At 63.5% G+C, this 18,306-nt stretch carries 16 protein-coding genes and 1 tRNA gene; 7 read left to right on the plus strand and 10 right to left on the minus strand.

Annotated features, from left to right (window positions below; all coding sequences use genetic code 11):
• Positions 1-61: 61 nt before the first annotated feature.
• From M3G19_RS08720 to purD, 5 genes are all read right to left on the minus strand, one after another.
• Positions 62-736, minus strand: coding sequence for a DUF2334 domain-containing protein (locus tag M3G19_RS08720; RefSeq protein WP_259902219.1), 675 nt, complete (start codon positions 734-736; stop codon positions 62-64).
• 42 nt (positions 737-778) lie between these two features.
• Positions 779-2,914 carry a S9 family peptidase gene (locus M3G19_RS08725; RefSeq protein WP_259902220.1) on the minus strand — a complete coding sequence of 712 codons (2,136 nt, stop codon included), beginning with the start codon at positions 2,912-2,914 and terminating at the stop codon, positions 779-781.
• 26 nt (positions 2,915-2,940) lie between these two features.
• Positions 2,941-3,816 carry a phosphoribosylaminoimidazolesuccinocarboxamide synthase gene (locus tag M3G19_RS08730; RefSeq protein ID WP_259902221.1) on the minus strand — a complete coding sequence of 292 codons (876 nt, stop codon included), beginning with the start codon at positions 3,814-3,816 and terminating at the stop codon, positions 2,941-2,943.
• Between the two features lie 22 nt (positions 3,817-3,838).
• On the minus strand, positions 3,839-5,281 hold the full coding sequence (gene purB / locus M3G19_RS08735) for an adenylosuccinate lyase (protein ID WP_396121773.1): 1,443 nt from the start codon (positions 5,279-5,281) through the stop codon (positions 3,839-3,841).
• Positions 5,282-5,478: 197 nt separating this feature from the next.
• On the minus strand, positions 5,479-6,780 hold the full coding sequence (gene purD, locus M3G19_RS08740; RefSeq protein WP_259902223.1) for a phosphoribosylamine--glycine ligase: 1,302 nt from the start codon (positions 6,778-6,780) through the stop codon (positions 5,479-5,481).
• Positions 6,781-6,811: 31 nt separating this feature from the next.
• Between purD and M3G19_RS08745 the strand changes: the two genes are divergently transcribed.
• Positions 6,812-7,237, plus strand: a complete 426-nt coding sequence (locus M3G19_RS08745; protein WP_259902224.1) for an HIT family protein — start codon at positions 6,812-6,814, stop codon at positions 7,235-7,237.
• Here M3G19_RS08745 and M3G19_RS08750 read toward each other — a convergent pair.
• The 3 genes from M3G19_RS08750 to M3G19_RS08760 form a co-directional block, all read right to left on the minus strand.
• The gene (locus M3G19_RS08750) at positions 7,234-8,706 is read right to left on the minus strand and encodes a cell wall metabolism sensor histidine kinase WalK (RefSeq protein WP_259902225.1); all 1,473 of its coding nucleotides are present in this window, start codon (positions 8,704-8,706) and stop codon (positions 7,234-7,236) included. The two genes, M3G19_RS08745 and M3G19_RS08750, sit on opposite strands and share 4 nt — an antisense overlap.
• Entirely contained in the window at positions 8,706-9,419 is a 714-nt protein-coding gene (locus tag M3G19_RS08755) for a response regulator transcription factor (protein WP_259902226.1), read from the minus strand. The genes M3G19_RS08750 and M3G19_RS08755 overlap by 1 nt, the downstream gene beginning before the upstream one ends.
• Positions 9,420-9,643: 224 nt before the next feature.
• Positions 9,644-9,716, minus strand: a tRNA-Thr gene (locus M3G19_RS08760).
• Between the two features lie 121 nt (positions 9,717-9,837).
• Here M3G19_RS08760 and M3G19_RS08765 point away from each other — a divergent pair.
• Genes M3G19_RS08765 through otsB form a run of 5 tightly spaced genes read left to right on the plus strand, consistent with a single transcriptional unit; the run spans position 9,838 to position 14,488 of the window.
• Positions 9,838-11,460 carry a threonine/serine exporter ThrE gene (locus M3G19_RS08765; protein WP_246875089.1) on the plus strand — a complete coding sequence of 541 codons (1,623 nt, stop codon included), beginning with the start codon at positions 9,838-9,840 and terminating at the stop codon, positions 11,458-11,460.
• A gap of 47 nt (positions 11,461-11,507) precedes the next feature.
• On the plus strand, positions 11,508-11,933 hold the full coding sequence (locus tag M3G19_RS08770; RefSeq protein WP_259902227.1) for a histone: 426 nt from the start codon (positions 11,508-11,510) through the stop codon (positions 11,931-11,933).
• On the plus strand, positions 11,923-13,245 hold the full coding sequence (locus M3G19_RS08775) for a trehalose-6-phosphate synthase (RefSeq protein ID WP_259902228.1): 1,323 nt from the start codon (positions 11,923-11,925) through the stop codon (positions 13,243-13,245). Before M3G19_RS08770 ends, M3G19_RS08775 begins: the two co-directional genes overlap by 11 nt.
• Positions 13,242-13,679, plus strand: coding sequence for a hypothetical protein (locus M3G19_RS08780; protein ID WP_259902229.1), 438 nt, complete (start codon positions 13,242-13,244; stop codon positions 13,677-13,679). Before M3G19_RS08775 ends, M3G19_RS08780 begins: the two co-directional genes overlap by 4 nt.
• On the plus strand, positions 13,676-14,488 hold the full coding sequence (gene otsB, locus M3G19_RS08785; RefSeq protein WP_259902230.1) for a trehalose-phosphatase: 813 nt from the start codon (positions 13,676-13,678) through the stop codon (positions 14,486-14,488). Before M3G19_RS08780 ends, otsB begins: the two co-directional genes overlap by 4 nt.
• Here otsB and M3G19_RS08790 read toward each other — a convergent pair.
• Positions 14,448-15,599 carry a LacI family DNA-binding transcriptional regulator gene (locus M3G19_RS08790; protein WP_259902231.1) on the minus strand — a complete coding sequence of 384 codons (1,152 nt, stop codon included), beginning with the start codon at positions 15,597-15,599 and terminating at the stop codon, positions 14,448-14,450. The genes otsB and M3G19_RS08790 overlap by 41 nt on opposite strands.
• Before the next feature lie 18 nt (positions 15,600-15,617).
• Between M3G19_RS08790 and M3G19_RS08795 the strand changes: the two genes are divergently transcribed.
• Positions 15,618-16,469 (plus strand): PHB depolymerase family esterase, encoded by an 852-nt coding sequence (locus tag M3G19_RS08795; protein ID WP_259902232.1) that lies wholly within the window; start codon positions 15,618-15,620, stop codon positions 16,467-16,469.
• 121 nt (positions 16,470-16,590) lie between these two features.
• Here M3G19_RS08795 and M3G19_RS08800 read toward each other — a convergent pair whose 3' ends face one another.
• Positions 16,591-18,087 (minus strand): hypothetical protein, encoded by a 1,497-nt coding sequence (locus M3G19_RS08800; RefSeq protein ID WP_259902233.1) that lies wholly within the window; start codon positions 18,085-18,087, stop codon positions 16,591-16,593.
• Positions 18,088-18,306 lie beyond the last annotated feature (219 nt).

Raw genomic sequence — 18,306 nt, forward strand, 5'->3', positions numbered from 1 at the left:
GTATCTACCTGGTGTGCCGCGTGATCGGCGGGCTGCAGCGCCGCCGCGTGGGCGGAACGCGCTAGAGGTCCCGGTAGTTCACCGGTTCAAGACCTTCGCCCGCAGCGGCGACGGCGGCGGCGATGAAATCATCGCGGACTTTCTTCTTCGATAGGTTCCTACCGGAGACGGAAAGACGGACGGTATTGCCGCGTTTGGCGCTGCGGACAGCGGCGTCGATGATATTCCGGCGCCACCACCCTGCGGCGCCGAAGCCCTCGCCGACGGAGAGGTTGCGTGAATAGACGATCTGACCGGTCCGCAGGAAGTGGATGCCCTGGGTGGACGCTGCGAGGCGGAAGTCGAATGTGCGCAGCGCTTCCAAGGTGCCCTCTGACATGCGCCAGCGCGGCGGGGCGAACGTGTCGAGCTCGAAGCCGAGTTTCTCCATTTGTCGCGTCGCGCCCTTGAGACGCAACTTCGCCTCGTGGGCTTCCAGGTTGGCGAATTCTGCGCGGCGGCCCTGAACAGGCTGGTCGAATCCGTTGAGGATGAGGCCGCGGCCGGCGTCCATCTGGTCTTTGAGCCAGCCACGGGTCTTGTCGTCCTTAGCCAGGTGCCACTTCTTGTCGATGTGCGGCGCGACCAGCAGGGAGACCGGAATCGACTCGCGCTCGAGGTCGCTGACGAGCTTCTGCACATCCTTGCGTGTCTCGTCGAAAATCGAGGAAACGGAGACGAGCAAGTGACGGGACATGGCCTACATCTTACTTCTAGGGCATAGCGCCCGCTCGGCGAGCTACCCCACCGCGCCCGCTGTATCCAGAGTCCACGCGTACTCGAACGCGGTCTGCTTCCACTTCGCGTAGCGGCCGGACACACCACCGTGGCCCGCCGCCATCTCGGTCTTGAGCAGGAATTGCCCGCCGGTCGCCGTCGCGCGCAGCTTCGCGATCCACTTCGCGGGCTCGACATATAGCACGCGGGTGTCGTTGATGCTGGTCACCGCGAGAATATTCGGGTAATCCTTCGCTTCGACATTCTCGTACGGCGCGTACGTGGCCATGTAGTCGTAGACCTCAGGGTCATGATACGGGTCGCCCCATTCCTCCCATTCGCCGACAGTCAGCGGGAGTTCCGGCTTCAAAATTGAGGTCAGCGGGTCGACGAAAGGCACGATCGCTTGGATGCCCGCGAATTTCTCGGGCGCGAGATTCGCCACAGCTCCCATGAGCAGGCCACCGGCGGACCCGCCCTCGGCGACGAGCATTTCTGGGGTGGTGAGGCCAGCGTCGATAAGCGTATCGGCGCAGGCCACGAAGTCGCTGAACGTGTTCTTCTTCGTCAGCATCTTGCCGTTGTCGTACCACAGGCGCCCCATTTCGCCGCCGCCGCGCACGTGCGCACACACCCACACCATGCCGCGGTCGAGCAAGCTCAGCCGCGCCACCGAAAAGCCAGGATCCGTCGACGCTTCGTAGGAACCGTACCCATACAGCAAGCAAGGAGCAGGCTTATCGACGTCCACATCTGCCCTCCTCACCACCGACATCGGCACCTTGGTCCCGTCATCGGCCGTGGCCCACATGCGCTCGGCGACGTAGTCTTGCGGGTTGTAGCCGCCGCGGACTTCCTGCTCCTTGAGCAGTGTGAGCTCGCCGGTGGCGACGCGGTAGTCGAGCACCTGCGCCGGCTGGGTGAATGAGGTGTAGCTGATGCGCACCACCGGTGCATCCCACTCCGGGTTGGCGGCAAGACCTGCGGTGTAGAGCTCCTCGTCGAATTCCAGCTCACGGAAGTCGCCGAACTCACCTTCCGTCAGGTCGGCGATGGCGAGGCGGCCGATCCCGCTGCGTCGATAAGCTGCGAAAATGAAGTCGCGGTAGGAATCCGTGCCCTCGATGCGCACCTCGTCGCTGTGCGGCATGAGCTCCGTCAGCTCGCGCAGCGGCGGAAGCTCTGCGCCTGCCGCGCAGACTCCCACCGAGGAATTCGGGCCGTGCGCGTTGTGCGTGACCACCCACCGTTCTTCTTCGTTCCCGTCCTGCTCGAGGACGGCAACGTCGACGTTGTACTCCACGCCCGGCTCGCGAGGCCAGAGCACCCCGAATTCACCCTCCGGGTCATCCATGGGCAGCACCCGGTACTCAGTGGTCAGCGACGACGCGGAGACGATGAGGACGTAGCGCTCGGAACGGTCCGCTGCCACGCCGACACCGAATTTCTCGTCCTGCTCTTCATAAACGAGCACGTCGTCAGCGGCATCGGTGCCGAGCTTGTGGCGCCACACCTGGTGGGGGCGCCATGCATCGTCGACACGGATATAGAAGATGTGGTCCTCACCGGCCCAGGTGGCGCCGTAGAAGACGCCGGGGATTTCGTCGTCAAGCAATTGCTCCGTCTCGAGATCCTTGACCTTGAGATCGAAGCGCTCGTCGCCGCGGATGTCCGTGGAAAACGCGAGGTAGCGGCCCGACGTGCTCACGCTCGACGCGCCCACCGAGAAGAACTCGTGCCCCTTAGCGAGCGCATTGAAATCGAGCATCACCTGCTCGCCCGGCAACCCGGAACCATCCTCGGGCAGCGTCGGCGGCACCCACGGATCACACCCGTCCGCGACGGGCACGCGGCAGCTGATGCCGTAGCTCTTGCCCTCCTCCGTGCGGCCGTAGTACCACCAGTCGCCCTGGCGTTGCGGGACGGACATATCCGTCTCCTTCACACGCGACTTGATCTCGTTGTAAATCGCGTCCGTCAGGCCGTCGAGGTGCGCCGTCTGCTGCTTCGTGTAGGCGTTCTCCGCTTCGAGATACGCGAGCGTTTCCGGCGACTCTTTATCGCGCAACCACTCGTAATCATCCACGAACTCGCGGCCGTGGAACGTGCGCGTGATCGGGTGCTTCGCTGCTACAGGTGCGGTGGTCGTTTCATTCATGCCCACCGATGGTAGCGCCCGCGCCCTTAAGCGAACTTACGGCCCGACAGACGCTCGTACGCCTCGATGTAGCGGTCGCGCGTGGCCTCCACGACAGAGCCCGGAAGCTCCGGTGGCGGCGTCCCCTCCTTCGGATCCCAACCCGACTTCGGGCCCGTGAGCCAATTGCGCACGAACTGCTTGTCGAAGCTCGGCTGGCTCTTGCCCTCCTCGTACGAATCCGCAGGCCAGTAGCGCGACGAATCCGGCGTCAGCACCTCGTCCGCGAGCACCAGCGTGCCGTCTTTGTCCAAACCGAACTCGAGCTTCGTATCCGCCAGGATGATCCCGCGCGACTCCGCGTATTCCGCGGCGCGCGAGTAGATTTCCAGCGTCGTTGCGCGCATCTTCTCCGCGAGCTCCTCGCCGACATGCTTGACGACGTACTCAAACCGCACATTCTCATCGTGCTCCCCCTGCTCCGCTTTCGTGGCAGGGGTGAAAATCGGCTCCGGCAACTTCGATGCTTCCCGCAGCCCTTCTGGCAGGGTGACACCGCATACTGCGCCGTTGCTGTCGTATTCCTTCCTGCCCGAGCCCGTCAGGTAGCCGCGGGCCACGCACTCGAACGGGATCATGTCGAGCTTCTTCACCACGAAGGCGGAGCCGAGGACCTCCTCCGGGATCCGCTCGTCGTCGAGCGGGCCTGCGAGGTGGTTCGGGAACTCATCGAGCAGATCGAAGAAGAACTCACTGGTGTAGGTGAGGATCTTGCCCTTGTCCGGGATCTCCGGCTCAAGTGCGTAATCGAATGCGGAAATGCGGTCGGTGGCCACCATCAGCAAGGTGTCGTCGTCGATCTCGTAGATCTCGCGGACCTTGCCGGCGGAAAGATGGTTGTAGTCAGAAAGCTCTGGACGCATGCGTGCGATGTTACGCGCCCGGCTACAGGATCTCTCCTGGAGTGTAGCCAGCAGCCTCCGGATACTTATTCGCCCAGGTCTGAATGCGGTCCAGAACATTGTCCACCTGCGACTCCGCCGCGCCGATGAATGCGTGGCGGTCCTCGAGTGCCGCTTGTAGCTGCTCCTGGTCGAGCGGCAGACGGTCATCGCCGGCGAGACGCTCCACCAGGTTCTGCTCTGCACCGTTTTCGCGCATATCCAAGGCCATCGCCACGGCGTGCTCCTTGATCACCTCGTGCGCCGTTTCGCGGCCCACGCCTGCGCGCACGCTCGCCATGAGGATGCGCGTGGTGGCCAAGAACGGCAGGTAGCGGTCAAGTTCGCGCGTGATCATCGCCGGGAACGCACCGAATTCCGCGAGCACCGTGAGGAATGTCTCCATCATGCCGTCGATAGCGAAGAACGCATCCGGCAGCGCGACACGACGCACCACGGAGCAGAACACGTCGCCCTCATTCCACTGCTGTCCAGCCAGGTCGCCCACCATGGTCAGGTAGCCGCGCAGGATCACCTGGAAGCCGCCCACGCGCTCGCAGGAGCGGGCGTTCATCTTGTGCGGCATCGCGGACGAGCCGACTTGGCCTTCCTTGAAGCCCTCCGTCACGGTCTCGTTGCCGGCCATCAGGCGGATCGTGGTGGCCAAGGAAGACGGGCCCGCTCCCAGTTGCACCAGGGCGGACACCGCGTCGAAGTCCAGCGAGCGCGGGTAGATCTGCCCCACCGAATCGAAGATGCGCTCAAAGCCCAAGTGCTTCGCGATGGCCTGCTCCAGCTGATTGAGCTTCGCCTCATCCCCGCCGACCAGGTCGAGCATGTCCTGCGCCGTGCCCATCGGGCCCTTGATGCCGCGCAGCGGGTAGCGGCCCAGCAAGTCCTCGATGCGGTCGAGGGCCACCAGCATCTCGTCGGCGGCCGACGCGAAGCGCTTGCCCAGCGTCGTCGCCTGCGCCGCCACGTTGTGCGAACGGCCCGCCATGACCAGTGAGCGGTATTCGCCTGCCCGGTTGCCGATGGCGTTGAGCACCGCCACCGCGCGCCCGCGCACCAGCTCCAGCGAGCGGTAGATCTGCAGCTGCTCGACATTCTCGGTCAGGTCGCGGCTGGTCATCCCCTTATGGATGTGCTCGTGGCCCGCCAGCGCGTTGAATTCCTCAATGCGCGCCTTCACGTCGTGGCGGGTGACCCGCTCACGCTCGGCGATGGAGTCAAGATCCACCTGGTCCACGACCTGCTCGTAAGCCGCGATCGCCTCCTCCGGGATATCGATTCCCAAATCACGCTGCGCCCGCATCACCGCGATCCACAGCTGGCGCTCCAGGATGATCTTGTGCTCCGCGCTCCACAGCGTGGCCATCTCGGCAGACGCGTAGCGGTTGGACAGGACATTCGCATTACGGGGTTTCGTGTCAGTCACGCGCCCCATTATCGCACGTCGTCCCGGGGACGGGGCTGGGGCTTCCGGGGGCTGCTGGATCTCGATCGACTTCGCGCCGCTCTCCCCGACAAAACCCAAGGTCAATTTTTGTTGCCGCGGTGAATTTGTCGTCTAAATCCAGACCCCTCGCTGCCCTTGTCCGGGTGCACGTGCCGTCGGCCTGAGACCGCGGCCCGGATGAGGAGCTAGCCGCCTACCGAGATCTGGCCGTCGATCGCCGGGCGAGCGATATCGCGGCGGTAAAAGGAACCGTCCAGTTCGATCTTCCCGATGGTCTCGTAGGCCGAGGTCACCGCCTCTTCCAGAGTCGCGCCAGTACCGATGACGTTGAGGACGCGGCCGCCGGCGGACACGTAGCCGGTGCCGTTGTCGCTGCTGGTGGAGGTGCCGGCGTGGAGGACGTGGGCGGGGTCGTCGAGAAGCTCGCCTTCTGCGGTGATCGCGTCGCCCTTGCGCGGGCTGGCCGGGTAGCCGTCTGCCGCGAGAACGACAGTGACCGCATAACCGTCCTGCCAGTCCAGCGGCTCGATCTCGTGGAGCGTGCCGGTGGCGGTGGCGTAGAGGACTTCGGCGAGCGGGGTGTTGAGCAGCGCGAGAACAGCCTGCGTCTCCGGGTCGCCGAAGCGGGCATTGAACTCGACGACGGCCGGGCCCTTAGCACCCCACGCCAGACCGGCGTACAGCAGACCGGAATACGGGGTACCGCGACGGACCATCTCGGCGGCGACGGGCGCGACGACCTCGTCGACAATGCGCTGCACACCATTTTCCGGCAACCACGGCAGCGGCGTGTAGGCGCCCATGCCACCGGTGTTGGGGCCTTCGTCGTTGTCGTAGGCGCGCTTGTGGTCCTGCGCGGGCAGCAGGGGCACGACGGTCTCGCCGTCGACGAGGCAGAACAGGGAGACTTCGGGGCCTTCCAGGAAGGACTCGAAAAGCACGGGGTTGCCGGCCGCCAGTACCGCCTCCGCGTGCTCACGCGCGGCGGCGCGGTCCGGGGTGACCACAACGCCCTTGCCGCCGGCCAGACCGTCGTCTTTGACCACGTACGTGGGGCCGAAAGCGTCGAGGGCGGCAGAGATATCCGCGGCGTCCGTCACCTGGCGGGCATCGGCGGTGCGCACGCCAGCCGCAGCCATGACGTCCTTCGCGAACGCTTTGGAGCCCTCCAGCGCAGCCGCCGCCTTCGACGGGCCGAACACGGCGATGCCGGCCTCACGCAGCGCGTCCGCGACACCTGCAACGAGCGGCTGCTCCGGCCCGATGACCACGAGATCCGCCCCGATTTCACGAGCCAGCGCCACCGTGGCTGCCCCGTCGGTCACGTCCAGCGCGTGCTGCGTAGCCAGACCCGCGATACCGGCGTTGCCCGGCGCGACGTGCAGCTCGTGCTCACCCGCGCCAGCGCCAGCCGCACCAGCATTGCCGTTCAGTGCATGGACTAGGGCGTGTTCGCGGCCGCCCGAACCGATCACAAGGATGCGCATGCGGCCCATAGTATCGCTACCCTTGGCGGGCATGAGCACAGTCTTCACCAAGATCATCAACGGGGAGATCCCCGGCCGCTTCATCTACCGCGACGAGACCGTCGCCGCGTTTTTGACCATCGAGCCGATCGCGTACGGCCACACTCTGGTCGTTCCGGTCGCCGAGGTGGACAAGTGGACGGACCTCGAGCCGGAGATCTGGCTGCACGCCAACGAGGTCGCGCAGGAGATCGGCAATGCCGTGATCAAGGCATTCGGTTCGCAGCGCGCCGGCTACCTCATCGCAGGTTTCGAGGTCCCACACGCGCACATTCACGTCTTCCCCGCCAACGACATGTCGGGCTACAGCCTGCAGAACATCATGCGTGTCGACGACACCGACCCGGCAGAGATGGACGCCGCCGCCGAGAAACTCCGCGCCGAGCTCGGCACCGGCGAAGACGGCTGCCGCAGCTAGGCCTCGTTCGACGGCTCCTCAGCACTACTGTTCCCGGCGGCGCTCTCCATGCGCGGGAGGCTGACGGTGAACTTGGAGCCCTCGCCAAGCACGGATCGCACCGTGATCGCGCCGCCGTGCTGCTCGACGATGGATTTTGTGATCGCAAGTCCCAGCCCAGAGCCGCCGGAACTCTTCGAGCGATTGCGCGAGGAGTCGGCGCGGTAGAAGCGCTCGAAGATGTGGTCGGCATCCTCGGGGGCCAAGCCGCAGCCGTTGTCGGTGACATCGATGTAGACGTTGTCGAGGTATTCGCGGATGGTGATCTGCACGGCAGCGTCCTCACCGGCATGCTTGAAAGCGTTGGTGACCAGGTTGATCAGCACCTGGTGGAGGCGGTCGGGATCGCCGGAGACCACCGGAATATCGGCGGCGGCGTTCTCGACTTCAAGGGTCCGCCCGGGGAATGCGGCGTGCGCGGAGCTACTCACGGACAGCACGAGTTCGAGAACATCGACGGTACGCATCTCGAGGCGGGATCCTTCGGCGCGAGTGAGCGCCAGCAGATCTTCGACGAGGAGTTTCATGCGCGCGGATTCTTCGTCGATCTTGCTCAAGACCATGTCAGCGTCATCGGTCACGCCGGCGCGGTACAGCTCGGTGTAGCCGCGGACACTGGTCAGCGGCGTGCGCAGCTCATGGGACGCGTCGCCGACGAAACGGCGCATCTGCTCCTCTTTCGCGCGGGATTCATCAAGCGTCTCTTGCAGCTGGCTGACCATCGTGTTCATCGCGTACGACAGGCGTCCGAATTCGGTATCGCGCGGCCACGCGGGGGCACGAGAATCAATATTTCCGTCGGCGATCGCCAACGCGGTGTACTCCAGATCCTTCAGCGGCAGCAACGCACGGCGCACAAAGAAGGTTCCGGCAACGCCCATCATCGCCGAAACAAGCAGGCTTATCGACGCCAACACCGCCGCCAGCGACTCCAGCATCCCGTTCTCCTGCTCGAGCGACTTGGCCACCACAGTCGATGTTCCATCAGGAGCCTGAATAGCAATGACCCGGAATTTCAGGCCTTCCTTCTGGTCGATGATGCACTCCGCACCGACGGTCCGGGGGCGGCGGTCGAAAACCAGCTCAGACAGCCGCGGATAGCACCCGCCGATATTGTCGATGCGCGGAGGATGCCCCGGCACAGCCGTCATGAGAATGAACTGACTGGGCAAATACGTGTCCGGGGAGGAATTGCGGATCTCGGGGCTTAGAGCCCACGTCGTCAAGCCTCTGCGGAGGTCCTTGTCCACCCGCTCGTACGTCTGGTCCCGGGTGAGCCCCCATACCGCGACCGACATACCCGTCAGTCCCAGCCCCGAGATCACCATGAGAATGATCAACAACCGTGTGCGCACACGCAACGTGGGCACACGGTTCCTGACCAAGCGGCTGAGCTTCGCCGGGGCTGGCTCCAATCTCGGCGACGCCATTACTGGCGCGGAGTACGAAGAACGTAGCCCACGCCGCGGACGGTGTGAATCAGCGGCGTATCACCCGTGTCCACCTTGCGGCGCAGGTACGAGATGTAGGACTCCACGACGTTGCCGTCCCCGCCGAAATCGTAGTGCCACACGTTGTCCAAAATCTTCGCCTTGGACAGCACCACCTCGGCGTTCAGCATCAGGTACCGGAGGAGATTGAACTCCGTCGGCGACAGCTCGACGATCTGGCCGTCCTTGGTGACCTCATGCGTTTCGTCGTTAAGCGTCAAATCTGCGTAACGGATCGTCGCATCTTCCGTCTCCCCCTCAGCGACATTGCCGCGGCGCAAAATGACGCGCAGACGCGTAATGACTTCCTCGAGCGAGAACGGCTTCGTCACATAATCGTCCGCGCCGATGGTCAGGCCGTGGATCCGGTCTTCCACCCCGTCCTTCGCCGTGAGGAACAGCACCGGTGCGTCGAGGCCTTCGCTGCGCAGCTTGCCCAACAGCTCGAAACCGTCCATCCCCGGCATCATCACATCGAGGATGTAGGCGTCCGGCTTCAGCTCGCGCGCCATCTTCAGCGCCTCCTGGCCGGACTCCGCAGCTTCAACATCGAAACCCTGGAACTTCAAAGACACCGTGAGCAGCTCGACAATATTCGGCTCATCATCGACAACGAGCACCTTGACGTTTTGCGGAGTAGGCGTATCAGCCATGGCAGTCTCTTTCTTCGTTGAATGTGGTGGCACGCTTCCCAAAAGCACACCACGCGTGAATGACCTATTTAACAAGCGGAGACTGAACGTTTCCTGAATGCCCACTGTACCTCTGTTTCGGCTTGCCGGGGGAGTTCCTCCGACATTATCTAGCGCCGCCGCTCCCCTCGTCCGCGAACGTGAAAACCCCAGCCAGACAACGAGCCTGGCCGAGGTTCCCTTTGAGCTGGAGACGAGACTTGAACTCGCAACCTACGGTTTACAAGACCGTTGCGCTACCGATTGCGCCACTCCAGCACTGCGCGAGATTCTACAAGCAGATCTGCCCTGTCCACAAAAGGGGCCTTTCCTCGCGCCACACAGCACGGGCGGATAGTGTGACGGTGTGGCACCGCTGTTCAAGAGTATGCGTGAGTCGATGCGCACCGATAACCCGGTCGCGACCATCGACCAGGCGCGCACGTCTCCGCCGCCTTCAGTCCTGGCGCCTGTCGATCTGACAGACCCCACCCAGGTCGCGGCTGTGATGACGATCGGCGCGCGCGTCGGCGAGATCCTCATCGCCAATGGCACGACCAGTTCGGATGCGAAGGCGCAGATTCACGCCGTCACGTCCTCGTACGGTCTGCACTACTGCCATGTGGACATCACGATGAACACGATCACGATCAATTCCGTGATCGGCACCGTACGCAAGCAGCCGGTGAACGTGTTCCGTGTGGTCACGGACATGTCGGAAAATTTCTCCAAGCTCCAGGAGGTCGACCGCCTGATCCGCTCCATCCGTGCGGGTGCGACGCCGCCGGAAATCGCGGAGAAGATTCTCGACGAGCTCGATGCTGCTGCCCCGCCGTACCCGAAGTGGGTGTCCATTGCCGGTTGGGCGATCATGGGTGCCTCCATCGCGATTCTGCTCGGCGGCGACTTGCTCATGTCGGTTCTAGGCGCCGTGACCGCATCGTTGATCACCGTGATCAACGCGTGGATGGGCAAAAACGAGCTGCCGTATTTTTACCACTGCGTCGTCGGCGGCTTCATGGCCACGGTTCCGGCTGCGGTGTTCTATTCGTTGGCATCCCGCGCTGGCACCACGATCGTGCCCAGCCAGGTCATCGCCACCGGCATTATCGTCCTGCTGGCCGGTTTGACGCTGGTCCAGTCGCTTCAGGACGGTGTGACCGGCTCCCCCGTCACCGCCAGCGGCCGCTTCTTCCAGGCGGTGTTGTTCACCGGCGCGATCATCGCCGGCGTGGCCGGCGGCATCCAGATCGCCGACTTATTCGGTGCTGGACTTCCCCCGATTGAGACGCAGCCGCCGACCCCGACGTACGGCTCCGCCATCGTGCGCAGCCTCGGCGGCGTGTTCGCCGCAGCCGGTTTCGCTCTGGCGGTGTATGCAGAGGTCCCCGCCATCATCGCGACGGCCGCGACCGCCTTCTTCGGCGGTTTTACTTACTACGCGGTTCTGATTCCCTTCGGCTCCGGCCGCCTGTTCGCCACCGCGCTGTGCGCGATCATGGTCGGTCTCGCCGGTGGTTTGATTGCCCGCCGCTACTTGATCGCCCCTTTGATCGTGGAAGTCGCCGGTGTCACTCCCTTCCTGCCGGGTTCCGGCGTGTACCGCGGCATGTACGCCCTGCTCAACGACCAGACCGTGCTGGGCCTGAACAATATCTTCATCGCCGTGAGCACGTGTATGGCGCTCGCTGGCGGAGTGGTCCTCGGCGAGTGGATCGCCCGCCGCATCCGCCGCCCGCAGATGTTCAACCCCTACAATGCCTTCCGCGCCGCGGGCCGCATCACCTTCCAGCAGATCCGCCGCGCGGAGCAAGCCGCAATGCGTCGCCGTGCCGAGCAGATCGCCCGCAACCAGGCAAAGAAAGAACTGGCTAAAAAGCAGGCCCCGCAAAAGCCCGCCAAGAAGCATCCGAAGAAGCCGGTGCCCAAGATGCACATGCCGATCAAAAATCCCCTGGCGAAGAAGCACCCGAAGCAGAACCCGGCCACCCCACCCAGCACAGGCGGCGATGGCGTAGAATAAACGGGTCAAATCTGTTCACCGCCCGGCAAGACCCCAGGAGGTTTTTCGTGCCCCCAAAGATCACCGACAGCCGCCCCAACCCGGATGCAGCCGTCCACACGGTCGAGGAGCAGACGGCTTCTGGCGCACGCCGCATCGTGGCCACGTACGCGGACGATCTTGTCGACGGTGTGACGCTCATGTGCATGCTCGGCATCGAGCCGCAGGGCTTGGTGTACAAGCGCTTCGCTGAGGACTTCGAGGCGGAGATCGCGGAGGCTGAGGAGGAAGGCTCCACAGCCAAGAAGACGACGAAGAAGGCCACGAAGAAGAAGTCCACCAAGAAGGCGTCGAAGAAGAAGTCGACGAAGAAGACCGCCAAGAAGGCTGCGAAGAAGAAGTCGACAAAGAAGACTGCCAAGAAGGCTGCGAAGAAGACCACCAAGAAGACGACGAAGAAGGCTGCCAAGAAGACTGCCAGCGATGAGGGATAACCAGTTCGTCGTCGTCGCGAACCGCCTCCCAGTCGATCACGTCGACGGGCGGTGGGTGGCATCGCCGGGCGGACTCGTCGCGGCACTCGCGCCCGTACTCAAGGCGAACCAGGGCTGCTGGGTGGGCTGGCCCGGGGCACCGAACGCGAGCTTCGAGCCGTTCGACAACGACGGCATCACGCTCCACCCAGTTCAGCTTGACGACGATGATTTTCACCTCTTCTACGAAGGCTTCTCCAACTCCACTTTGTGGCCGCTGTACCACGACTTGATTGTCACGCCGGCATATCATCGACACTGGTGGCAGCGGTACCGCTCGGTGAACGAGAAATTCGCGCGCGAGGCGGCGAAAGTCGCTGCGGTTGGCGCGACGGTGTGGGTGCAGGACTACCAGCTACAGCTCGTCCCAGGGCTGTTGCATAAGCTGCGTCCCGATGTGACCATCGGCTTTTTCCTTCACATTCCGTTCCCCGGCTCGGATCTCTTCCGTCAGTTGCCGTGGCGCGACGAGGTGCTCCGCGGACTCGAAGGCGCCGATCTCATCGGGTTCCAGCGCGCACGCGATGAGCAGAACTTCCGGGACATCGCCACCACAAGCAGCTTATCGACGCCCCGCACCGGCACCTTCCCCATCTCCATCGACACCTCCGAGTTCGGGCGCTCTGACGACGCGGCGATCGACAAGGTCCGTGGCTCTGTCGCTAACCCCCGCACCCTGATGCTGGGTGTGGACCGCCTCGACTACACCAAAGGCATCCTGCAGCGTCTCACCGCGATCGAGGAACTGCTCGAGGAGGGCCGACTCGACTCCGTCGCCATGATCCAGGTGGCGACGCCGTCGCGAGAGCGCATCGCCAGTTACAAGAAGACCCGCGCGGGAGTGGAGGAAGCTGTCGGGCGCATCAACGGCCGCTACGGTTCACTCGGCAACCCTGTCGTGCACTACGAGCACCACTCGGTCCCCAAGTCGAAACTGCGGGACTATTATTCCGCCGCCGACATCATGCTGGTCACGCCGTTCAAGGACGGCATGAATCTCGTGGCCAAAGAATATGTCGCCTGCCACCCCGACGGCAGTGGCGCACTCGTCTTGTCCGAATTCGCCGGCGTTGCCGAAGAACTCGACCGCGCGCACCTGTGCAACCCCTTCGACGTGGAGGCGGTGAAAGGGGCGATCGTGGGAGCCGTCGATAAGCAAAATAGCCTTGAAGCCCGCGATGCGATGCTGGCTATGCACGCGCACGTCATGGAACACGACGTCACGCGCTGGGCTGATTCCTTTCTCGACGCGCTGCGGGAGGTCAAACGATGAAACGCGCACTCGCCATTGCCGCGTGCCTGCTGCTCGCCGGATGCTCAGCCGAACCCGACCATGTCTTGGGCGGCCGCACGTGGGAAGTCACCGCCGTCTACACCGACCCTGACGTCCCCGGCGCGGTGCCAGCTGACGCCGCCGGACGCGCACTCGTCGTCTTCGGCGCCGAATCGCTCACCGCGCGCACCGCGTGCGCCCCGCTGCAAGCCGGCGCGGAGATCCGCGATGACACGCTTCGTCTCAAGGGGGTGCGCGTCGGCGATGTCCGCGAAGACTGCATGGGCGGCTCCCGCCGCGTCCACGACCAACTCACCGGGCTGCTCACCGAAGGTGCCGAATTCGACGTCACGCACCTCGCCGACGACGTGATCACGCTCAAGCTCCGCAGCGACGCCCTCGACCGCCCCACCATCAAGTTGGTCGCGCAATGACGCTCCCCGACCCGCACGACGCACTCGCGTACCTCGCCCACGCCGAAACGCTGCTCATCTGCATGGATTTCGACGGCACCATCTGCGAGCTTCGCCCCGACGCGTACGCCGTCACCCCTGATCCGCAGGCCATCGCTGCGCTGGAGAACCTCGCAGCACTTCCCGGCACTGATGTGGCTATCCTCTCCGGCCGCCACCTGGACGGCCTGCGCCGCGTCTGCCCGCTCGGCCCGCCGGTCACGCTGGTCGGCTCGCATGGTGCGGAGCCCACCACCGGCGGCCCAGAGCTCACCGCCGAGGACCGGGAGTACCTGGACGGGATCCAGCGTGAACTGGAGCAGCTCACCCAGGACCACCCTGGCGCCTTCGTTGAGGTCAAGCCCTACCAGCGCGTCCTGCATGTGATGAAGCTCGCCACCACTGACCCGGACGCGGCCGCAGCGATTTTGGAAAGTGGACTCCACCTGCCCACGAACGGCCGTCCCGTTACACCGGGCCACAACATCCTGGAATTCTCCGCCGTGGACATAACGAAGGGCTCCTGGCTCGCCGCCGAAAAGACCCGCTACACTGCCACCCTCTTCGCCGGTGACGACGTGACGGACGAAACTGCGCTGGCAGTCCTGGACACCGCAAAGCCTCATCCCAGTGTGAGCACACCCAGCGATGTCGGGATCAAGGTGCAACACTCCACCACGGGTGGCACTGGTGCCTCGGCCACCGCGGCGGACTATGGGCTCGGCTCTGTGGCCGAGGTGGCGGACTTCCTCACCGCTCTCGCGGAGGCGCGACAGTCTGCCCAGGGCTGAATTCCGTCGGTAAAACGATCCGCAGCGGCTCGCACTCCGCGTCCGAGGGCTCGGTGGCCGCGGCCTCAATCAGCTCGGTGAGCACGTGCCCGACTGTCTCACCCTTGCGTTGATTGGGTTGCACCACGGTAGTCAGTCCGTGCGACAGCGCTTGCTCGATACCGTCGAAGCCGGTGACGGACACATCCCCGGGAACGGAGAGGCCGACCCCGGCGCAGTAGTCGAGCACGCCCAACGCCATGGAGTCGGTGGTGCACAGTACCGCGGTGAGATCAGAATGTTCTGTGAGCAGCTCCCGCGCGGCGTCGACTGCTGTGTCATGGTCGTTGAAATGCCGGGTAACTATGGGTACATCGGTGATCCCCGCTGAGTCGAATACGGCGAGTGCACCCAAGATGCGCTCCCGTTGAACATGCATCTCGGCTGTGGCGACAGCCTCACGCGTGACGGCGCCTTCACGGCGAGAATCGCGGAATAAGCGTTTCCCGATGATCCCAATTCTGATGTGCCCAGCGGCAACTAACGCGCGGGCCGCGGGAGTGATCGCTTTGGCGTCGTCGACCCCGACATACGCCGTGCGGGTCCCGGCACCGGTGCCTCGAGTGACAGACGCATGATCGACCGGGTCCACGGGAGCATCGGGGTACGGCTGATCGCAGACCACGGTGGGAACGCCGCGGGCACGAACGGCATCGAGGTGGGGCTCGGCTTCCGGGACGGAGTAGACGACGAACCCGTCGACGAGAGCGTTGGCGACAAGAGGGCTGACTTCTGTCCCTTGATTCGGGCCGAGCGGAATGAGGGTCAAGGCGTTCCTGGTGCCGGCGGAGCTCTCGCTCAGCCCGGCAAGAAAGTCGATGGAGGCTTGGTCTTCGAAGGCGTAGGCGAGGTTCTCGGTGAGGATCACGCCGATAGCACCGACCTGGCGTGTGCGCAGGCTCCGGGCAGTCGGGTCAGGGCCGGTGTAACCCCGTGCTGCCGCGGCGGCGAGAATCCTCTCACGCAGTTCGGGTGAGAGTTGGTCGGGATGGTTGTACGCATTGGAAACGGTGGTGCGGGACACTCCTACCTCTGCTGCGATAGATGCAAGCGTGCCCCGGTTCCGTGCCATGTAGCTACTCTATACAGCGTGATAGTGAACCGCCGTACGACTGAGATCGACAATATTCAACGCCGTTTCACGGAGGTGCTGCCCGACACGGTCACACCTGGGGCGCCCCTCGTTCTCTTTCTTCACGGCTCGCTGCAATCCGGCAGCGTCGCACGCAACTTCACGGGCAACACCTTCGACGCACTCACGGAACGCGGCTGCGTAGTCTTTTACCCCGACGGCATACACCGCCATTTCAACGACCACCGCGTGGGCTTTCAGGAAAAGGCGCGGGAGATGCTTATCGATGACACGGCGTTTCTGTCCCGACTGATCGACCTATCGGCCGGCGAATACGCCACGGACCGTGTCATCGCGTGCGGTTTTTCTAACGGAGGGCAAATGGTTCAACGTTTCGCGCTGGAGCGACCGGGAATTCTAGACGGGATAGCCTGCTTCGGTTCGCCCTGGCCGGCCGAAGACAATGTCCTGCCGGAACTAGCCGAAAAGCAAAAGGATTGGGTAGCTACTCCGGTTCTCTCGGTGCAAGGCACCGCTGATCCGATCGTTCCGTATAACGGCGGTACGTCTGGCATCGGAAACGCGAATCGTGGCACTGCGCGCTCCGCGATCGATTCAGCGCGTCATTTCGCTGCGTTGAATGGACTCAACCCGCAGCAGACGACGACGGGAGTATCAGGAGAGGTCCGCGTCGAGAGGTTCGGTTCCGGCGTCCCAGGCACGGCCGCTAACGGACCTACGGTCGAACTGTGGTCCATTGAAGGAGTGGGCCATCTCGTGCCTAGCCCGAAGCAGCTGGACGCAAAGATTGGGCCGGGGACAGACAAGGTCGTGGGGGCAAAACTGGTGAGTACCTTCTTCAAGCTTTAGATACTAGGCGAAGGCGTCTCGCTACCGCCGACGACAGCGTCTACGCAAAGCAATAACCCCCGTGCACTGCACGGGGGTCATTTGGCTAAGTGTTGGCGATCCCTAGGGGATCAGGCAACTCTTAGATGTTCAGCATAGCCTTGACCTGCGGGAGGTTAGCAATGCCTGCCAGAGCTGCGATACCAGCGATGATGCCAGCGATGATGCCGAAGATCTTCAGGCCCTTGTTATCGGTCTTGGCCGGGGCAGAGCCCTGGTCGCCCTTGTCCTTGTCGCCCTTGTCCTTGTCGCCCTTGTCCTTGTCGCCCTTGTCCTTGTCGCCCTTGTCCTGGTCGCCCTTGCCCTGGTCGCCCTTGTCCTGGCCACCCTTGCCCTGGTCGTCCTTGCCGCCGTTCTCGAGAGACTCGAGGCTGTCAGCGATACGAGCCAGGGAGTCGTTGACGTTAGCCTTCTCGCCACCGTTGGAGGTGTACTTCTTGTCCAGCAGACGCAGACGCTGAACCGGGTTCTCCCAGGTCAGCTCGTTGTCAACGTTCTGGACTGCCAGGGAAGCCAGCTCCTCGAGGGACTTGTTGACGCCGTTTGCACCCTGGGTGCGGTCGGGGATGGTCGGGTCGAACAGCACCGCGAAGTACTCAGCACGGATGGTGTTCTCCTCGTTCTCGCGGAGAGCGTCGTTCTCGTAGAGGTCGAGCCAACGAGCTGCGACACCGTAGTAAGCCTGGACGGTACGAGCAGCGCGGACGTTCTTCTGCGCACGCTCGAAGGCTTCCTTCAGGACCGGGAGGTTACGGCTGGTGGCGGTGTTGGTCAGCTCGACAGCCTTAGCGTAACGAGCGTCGCGCTCCTGGAAGCCCTCCAGGTAGCCCATGAGCTTCTTCTGGAAGGTGGTCAGACGGTTGAGCTCGTCGATGCCCTGCTCGGTGCGCTGGTCGACAGCCTTGATGTCGTTGTTGATGGACTCAGCCGTGCCTGCCTCACCTTGAGGACCCTCGATGGACTCACGGCTCTTCTGAACCTGGTCGAGGTAGTTGTTGGAGCCACGACGCGCGGTGACCTTCTCGATATGGTCGGTGTAGCGGCCCTCGCTCCAGCCCGGAGCGCCTGCGTCTGCGTACTTCTTCTCGAGCTTACGAAGTTCCTTCCACTCAGCCTCGTCGACGGAGACGGCGGTAGCGTATGCAGCCCAAGCGTCGTTAGCAGCCTTGGTCTCAGCGGCGACAGCGTTCAGGGTAGCCGAAGCGTCGTCGAGGGTCTTGGTTGCGCGGTTGAGCAGCTCGGTTGCCTCAGCTTCCTTTTTGGCAGCCTTAGCCTTGGACTCCTCCTCGACCGGACGGTGCTTGATCGGGGAGAACGGCTCGAACTCGTGCGCGTTGATAGCGTCCTTGTCATCGTTTGCGCGGTTGCGCAGCTCGTCAGCAGCCTTGACCTCGCCGGTAGCCGGCAGGTTCTCAAGCTCGGTGCCCTGGCCAGCCCGGGAGCCGTCCGGCTGGTTGAAGTGGTTGTCGGTCTGCGGGTTTTCAGGGGCAGCGTAGGCCGGAACGGAAAGACCAGAAACGCCGGTTGCAACTGCGATTGCACCTGCGAGAGCAGCGGTGCGAACACGGTTCTTGAACATGTTGGGTGTTCTCCTATGAATCGAAAACGAACGAATGTTGACCCAGACTCGCGCTTCGGACGGGTCTTTGTACTCCGGACCTGATGGGGTTTCTGATTGATTTCCCTAGGTCCTCAATCACCCTATCGGCTCCGTCGTGCGAAATATTACGAAGTCTTTCCAACAGCTGCAACTGCCCAGCCAGATTTCTCCAACCTTTTCGGCGTTTTTCCGCTCAGC

Origin of the sequence: Corynebacterium sp. p3-SID1194 (assembly GCF_025144155.1) — a bacterium.
In the GTDB taxonomy this organism is placed as follows: domain Bacteria; phylum Actinomycetota; class Actinomycetes; order Mycobacteriales; family Mycobacteriaceae; genus Corynebacterium.

Coding starts and splice junctions, on each gene's coding strand:
- M3G19_RS08790 (WP_259902231.1), bottom strand. CDS start 15,599: ATGGCACGGAACCGGGGCACGCTTGCATCTATCGCAGCAGAGGTAGGA.
- M3G19_RS08775 (WP_259902228.1), top strand. CDS start 11,923: ATGAGGGATAACCAGTTCGTCGTCGTCGCGAACCGCCTCCCAGTCGAT.
- M3G19_RS08765 (WP_246875089.1), top strand. CDS start 9,838: ATGCGCACCGATAACCCGGTCGCGACCATCGACCAGGCGCGCACGTCT.
- M3G19_RS08720 (WP_259902219.1), bottom strand. CDS start 736: ATGTCCCGTCACTTGCTCGTCTCCGTTTCCTCGATTTTCGACGAGACA.
- M3G19_RS08730 (WP_259902221.1), bottom strand. CDS start 3,816: ATGCGTCCAGAGCTTTCTGACTACAACCATCTTTCCGCCGGCAAGGTC.
- M3G19_RS08745 (WP_259902224.1), top strand. CDS start 6,812: ATGAGCACAGTCTTCACCAAGATCATCAACGGGGAGATCCCCGGCCGC.
- purD (WP_259902223.1), bottom strand. CDS start 6,780: ATGCGCATCCTTGTGATCGGTTCGGGCGGCCGCGAACACGCCCTAGTC.
- purB (WP_396121773.1), bottom strand. CDS start 5,281: ATGGGGCGCGTGACTGACACGAAACCCCGTAATGCGAATGTCCTGTCC.
- M3G19_RS08755 (WP_259902226.1), bottom strand. CDS start 9,419: ATGGCTGATACGCCTACTCCGCAAAACGTCAAGGTGCTCGTTGTCGAT.
- M3G19_RS08725 (WP_259902220.1), bottom strand. CDS start 2,914: ATGAATGAAACGACCACCGCACCTGTAGCAGCGAAGCACCCGATCACG.
- otsB (WP_259902230.1), top strand. CDS start 13,676: ATGACGCTCCCCGACCCGCACGACGCACTCGCGTACCTCGCCCACGCC.
- M3G19_RS08800 (WP_259902233.1), bottom strand. CDS start 18,087: ATGTTCAAGAACCGTGTTCGCACCGCTGCTCTCGCAGGTGCAATCGCA.
- M3G19_RS08780 (WP_259902229.1), top strand. CDS start 13,242: ATGAAACGCGCACTCGCCATTGCCGCGTGCCTGCTGCTCGCCGGATGC.
- M3G19_RS08750 (WP_259902225.1), bottom strand. CDS start 8,706: ATGGCGTCGCCGAGATTGGAGCCAGCCCCGGCGAAGCTCAGCCGCTTG.